General features: G+C 54.2%; 5 protein-coding genes. All 5 read right to left on the bottom strand.

From position 1 onward, the window contains the following. Positions 1-25 precede the first annotated feature (25 nt). Complete coding sequence (locus V8683_RS31115; protein WP_411193181.1) at positions 26-1,288, bottom strand: methylenetetrahydrofolate reductase C-terminal domain-containing protein; 1,263 nt, start codon at positions 1,286-1,288, stop codon at positions 26-28. A gap of 146 nt (positions 1,289-1,434) precedes the next feature. Further along, a complete protein-coding gene (locus tag V8683_RS31120; RefSeq protein ID WP_411193182.1) occupies positions 1,435-2,019 on the bottom strand; it encodes a flavin reductase family protein in 585 nt (194 codons plus the stop codon). Between the two features lie 114 nt (positions 2,020-2,133). Next, a complete protein-coding gene (locus tag V8683_RS31125) occupies positions 2,134-3,162 on the bottom strand; it encodes a methionine synthase (RefSeq protein ID WP_411193183.1) in 1,029 nt (342 codons plus the stop codon). Positions 3,163-3,188: 26 nt separating this feature from the next. After that, positions 3,189-4,172 (bottom strand): DUF1852 domain-containing protein, encoded by a 984-nt coding sequence (locus V8683_RS31130; RefSeq protein WP_411193184.1) that lies wholly within the window; start codon positions 4,170-4,172, stop codon positions 3,189-3,191. Positions 4,173-4,458: 286 nt separating this feature from the next. After that, positions 4,459-4,760: epoxyqueuosine reductase QueH (locus V8683_RS31135; protein WP_462880742.1), on the bottom strand; the 302-nt coding region annotated here is incomplete at its 5' end.

The raw sequence follows: 4,760 nt of genomic DNA on the forward strand, positions 1-4,760 counted from the left end.
TCTGCTGGAACACTCTTCAGCGAACTCAACAGCCTTTATGAAACCGTCTCTTAGGGCATGTCTCGGGGCAAATGTAGAGCGTGTCCTGCAAGCGGCAGCGGCCACAGGTATCACAGCCGACCAGCGGCCGTTTCACCGTCCGTTCGACAGCGTGCAGGGCATTCGCAGCAACGCCGACCTTCCAGATCGGCCGCGTCACGCTCCAGCCAAAGGCTCTGCTGAGCCAGCCCGTGCGACTGAAGAACTGGCCATGCACCGAAGAGAGCAGCGTGTGTCGCAGGCGCTCCCCGCGGGTGGCGGCAACATCGGATTGCCCCATTTCCCAGGCGCCGATTTCGGGGGCGAAGCATACTGCGGGCGCCCCGGGCATCTGCCAACTTGCATGCCATCGATCGGCCCAATCGGTCAGTGAGGTGATTCTGTCCCGCTGCCCGGTGATCGCCTGCTCCAACGAAAGCAGTTCGTCCAGCGTATGCACTCCGGACACGTGAGCACCGGCATAGCCCATCAACTGCAGACCCACTATCTGCAGCGCCAGGCGCTCAAGGCTTCGTGCGCTGGCGTAGGCGTGCGATATCTGCTGCTCCCTGCCCAACAGCTCGCGCATGGATTCGGTGATAACGACCCCGGGCACGTCCTGCAGAACCACCGCCCGCTTGTCGGTCAGCTTCATCACACAGGCCAGCATGGGTTTCCTGCGGACCTGAGCGCGCATCCAGGTCTGGGCTTCAATATGCTTGGCGGCATCAAAACCCAGTTGCAGGGTAAGGAAATCGGCGCCAGCCAGAAGCTTTTTCTGCGCCTTCAGATACTGCGCGCCGCCTTCTTCTTCGCGGTATTTGAACGGGTTCAACGCAGCGCCCAACAGCCAGTCCGGACAATGCTCACGGGCAATCTGCAGCGCAGGCACCGACTCCAGATAGCGCACGGGTGCCTGACCAGGATCGTGGCCTGGCAAGCGATCACCACTGAGCAGCAGCAATTGCTCCAGACCACGGGCCTTCATGGACTCCATCTGGAGCAGCAAGTCTGCGCGCTCGCGATCCTTGCCTGAAAAGTGCAGCAGGGATGACGCCGGATTTCCCAATGCCCCAGCCCCTTCCAGGGGGCTCAAGTCCGAGTGCAGGCCGACACGATCGGCGAAGGCTAGCAGTAACGTCCAGCCTGCCAGATGCCCGCGTTGCACGATTTGCTCGAGCGCGGCCAGGCGCGAAGGGGACTGTTGAGGAACGACCTCAAGCACGCAGACGAAGCGTCCTTCGTTCAGCGCCTGTTTCAATGAACTCAAGACAGCTCGATACTGTGTAAATCAGAGGGGCGTCGTTGCCGCAGCCTCCTGGTGATAGTGCAGAGCAACGACTGCGATGATAGCCAGCAGCAGGCTGGCGACATAGGAGAAGAACAATTGCGCGGGCGCTCAGCGGAGGTAAGCGCTCAAACCGCGCCATGCTCGGCGATGTTGCGATATTGCCCTTTGAAATACAGCAATGGCTGCGTAGCAGCAGCTTCTTGCAGGTTTAACGCTTTCACTTCACCAATCACGATCAGGTGATCACCTGCGGCATGTTCGGCGTAAATTTCGCAATCAAGCCAGTGAAGGCTGCCGGCAATGATCGGATTACCCAGTGGCGATTCCTGCCATTCGACTCCGTGCCACTTGTCCGTGCCTCGCCGAGCAAACTGGTTCGAAATCTTGACTTGCTCATCTGACAGGATATTGACTGCGAATCGACCTGCCTGGCGAATTTTAGGGAGGCTGGCCGAACTGGACATTACGCTGAATGACACCAGCGGAGGGCTCATCGACACGCTATAGAACGACTGGCAGGTGAAGCCAATCGGCTCGCCATCAATGTGTGATGTGATTACCGTGATACCGGATGCGTAGTGCCCGAGCGCTTCCCGAAAGCTCAACGGCTCGATAGCAGTACCAGGGAGTGACATAGTAGGGACTAGAACTGGATCCAGCTCGAAAGGGTCAAGGAAGGCCTGAAGCAGGCCGGTAATGCTGGCTGACATCGGCCTTTGCCAATGTTGAAAGCGAGCCATCGGTCAAAACCGACCCAATCGCCCGCTCGATTCTCCGCGTTTGGCCATCGCGAGCCGTTCACGACGGCCATTTCCGCCCCGAAATCAGACCGAGAGTTCTCCGCGGACGATTTCCGCGCCTGCACTCAAGGCTTCCAGCTTGCCTTTCGCTATTGCACGAGACAAGGGAGCCATGCCGCAGTTGGTGCAAGGATAGAGCTTGTCGGCATCGACAAACTGGAGTGCTTTTCGCAGGGTATTGGCAACTTCCTCGGGCGTTTCAATGGTATTGCTAGCCACGTCAATGGCCCCCACCATCACTTTCTTGCCGCGAATAAGCTCGATGAGCTCCATCGGAACGTGAGAGTTGTGGCATTCCAGCGAGACCATGCCAATACTGGACTTTTGCAGCTTGGGGAAAGCCTCTTCATACTGCCGCCACTCCGACCCCAGCGTCTTTTTCCAGTCCGTATTGGCCTTGATGCCATAGCCATAGCAAATATGGACAGCCGTTTCGCACTTAAGCCCTTCGATGGCCCTTTCCAGCGTGGCAACGCCCCACTCGTTCACCTCATCGAAAAACACATTGAATGCGGGTTCATCAAACTGAATAATATCGACCCCGGCCGCTTCCAGCTCCCTGGCTTCCTGATTCAGGATTTTGGCGAATTCCCAGGCCAGCTTTTCGCGGCTTTTATAGTGATCGTCATACAGCGTATCGATCATCGTCATCGGGCCGGGCAGCGCCCATTTGATGGGTTGCTTCGTTTGCTGACGCAAGAACCTGGCATCTTCGACAAAGACCGGCTTCCTGCGGGCAACAGCACCAACGACCGTCGGTACGCTTGCATCATAGCGATCACGAATTCTGACGGTCTTGCGGTTCTCGAAATCGACGCCGTCCAGGTGCTCGATAAACGTGGTCACAAAATGCTGACGCGTTTGTTCGCCATCGCTGACGATATCGATGCCTGCGTGTTGTTGTTCTTGCAGCGATAAACGCAAGGCATCCTGTTTACCCTCAATCAACCCCTCATCCTGCAATTTCCACGGTGACCAAAGTTTCTCGGGTTCTGCGAGCCATGAGGGTTTAGGCAGGCTGCCAGCAGTTGAAGTGGGTAGCAATTTTTTCACAATAGATGACCTTGCGTTTTGGTTAGTCAAAGGGCGTAGTTAGCAGACCACTGCTCAAGAACAGCCTGATAGGGTTTGATAAACTGCTCTTCAACAAACCTTCCCTGCTCAATAGCCAGCCGGCTACGTTCTTCTCGATCATAAACAATTCGGGTTAGCGAAAAATCCTCGTGCTTCAAACTAGGCTGATAGGATTTTCCTGCTGCCGAGTTCGCATTGTAAATCTCGGGCCGGTAAATTTTCTGGAAGGTATCCATCGTGCTGATGGTGCCGATAATCTCAAGATTGGTGTAGTCACCCAGCAAATCGCCGGAAAAATAAAAAGCCAAAGGTGCAGCGCTATTCGGAGGCATGAAATAGCGAACCTTCAGCCCCATTTTTTTGAAATATTCGTCAGTCAACGAATACTCATCCTGCTCGTATTCAACGCCCAATACAGGATGCTGATTTTCAGTCCGACGATAGGTCTTGCTGCTCGAAACGCTGAGGCAGATGACGGGCGGCTTCTTGAAATTATCCTTGTAAGCGCTTGAATTCACGAAGCACTTGAACAGCTTTCCATGCAGGTCTCCAAAATTTTCCGGAGTGCTGAAATTCGACTGGCTCTTGTTGTGCTCCAGCAATAGCACGCTAAAGTCATAATCTCGCACGTAAGAGGAGAAATTATTCCCTGCAATGCCTTCAATGCGCTCGCCCGTCTTCCGATCAACAATATTCGTTTTCAATATTTCGATCAAAGGAAGCGCGTTACCACTGCTTTCACCCTCAATATTCATCTCAACGGAAATGATTTCAAGCTTGACAGTATAACGATCGCCTTCAGGGTTGTCCCAATGTGCCAGGGCATTGAAACGATTGTCAATCATCCTGAAAGTGTTACGCAAGTTCTCTTGGCGACTCGTTCCCCTTGCCAGGTTAGCAAAGTTGGTCGTGATACGCGTATTGTCTGAAGGGCGATAGTCTTCGTCGAAGCAAATACTCTTGATAGCGAACGCAAAATCTTTACTCATTTTGATCTGGCAACCTGAATTCTGATGTAGAAGCTGCATTTATTTCTTGCATTTTCAGAATTTTATGCCATGCCATTCATGAATAAAAATGATTTGATTTCATGTAACCATTAGCTATTTTCATGCCTGCTTCGAATCGAATCCAGCAACGAACTGTGGGGCATGCCTAAGCCTACGCCACGGCGATCTGTGGCATGCCTCGGACGGTACGCAGCGTGATCGGAGTTTTGCCCGATACGGTGTCCTCAAGCCGTTCAGCTTGTTTATCTGGATACAGATAGCGAGTTCAAGATTCAATTGCGAAGTCGTCGTCGCCGTAGAATTTCACGCCCAACTGAATACGTTCCCGGCCGCTTTCCAGGCGATGCCGATTGGTGTCGCGTAGCGAGTAGACGCAGCCGCAATATTCCTGCTGGTAGAAGTTTTCGCGCTTGCTAATCTCGATCATGCGGGCTGATCCGCCTGCCTTGCGCCAGTTGTATTCCCAGTACATCAGATCGGGGTAATGCGAAGCCGCGCGCACGCCGCTCTCGTGAGTTATCGTCGGAAGTGGTGTATGCGGCGTAGGGAGGAGGCAGGAGAAGGCGG

The organism is Paraburkholderia sp. AV2 (assembly GCF_054968425.1).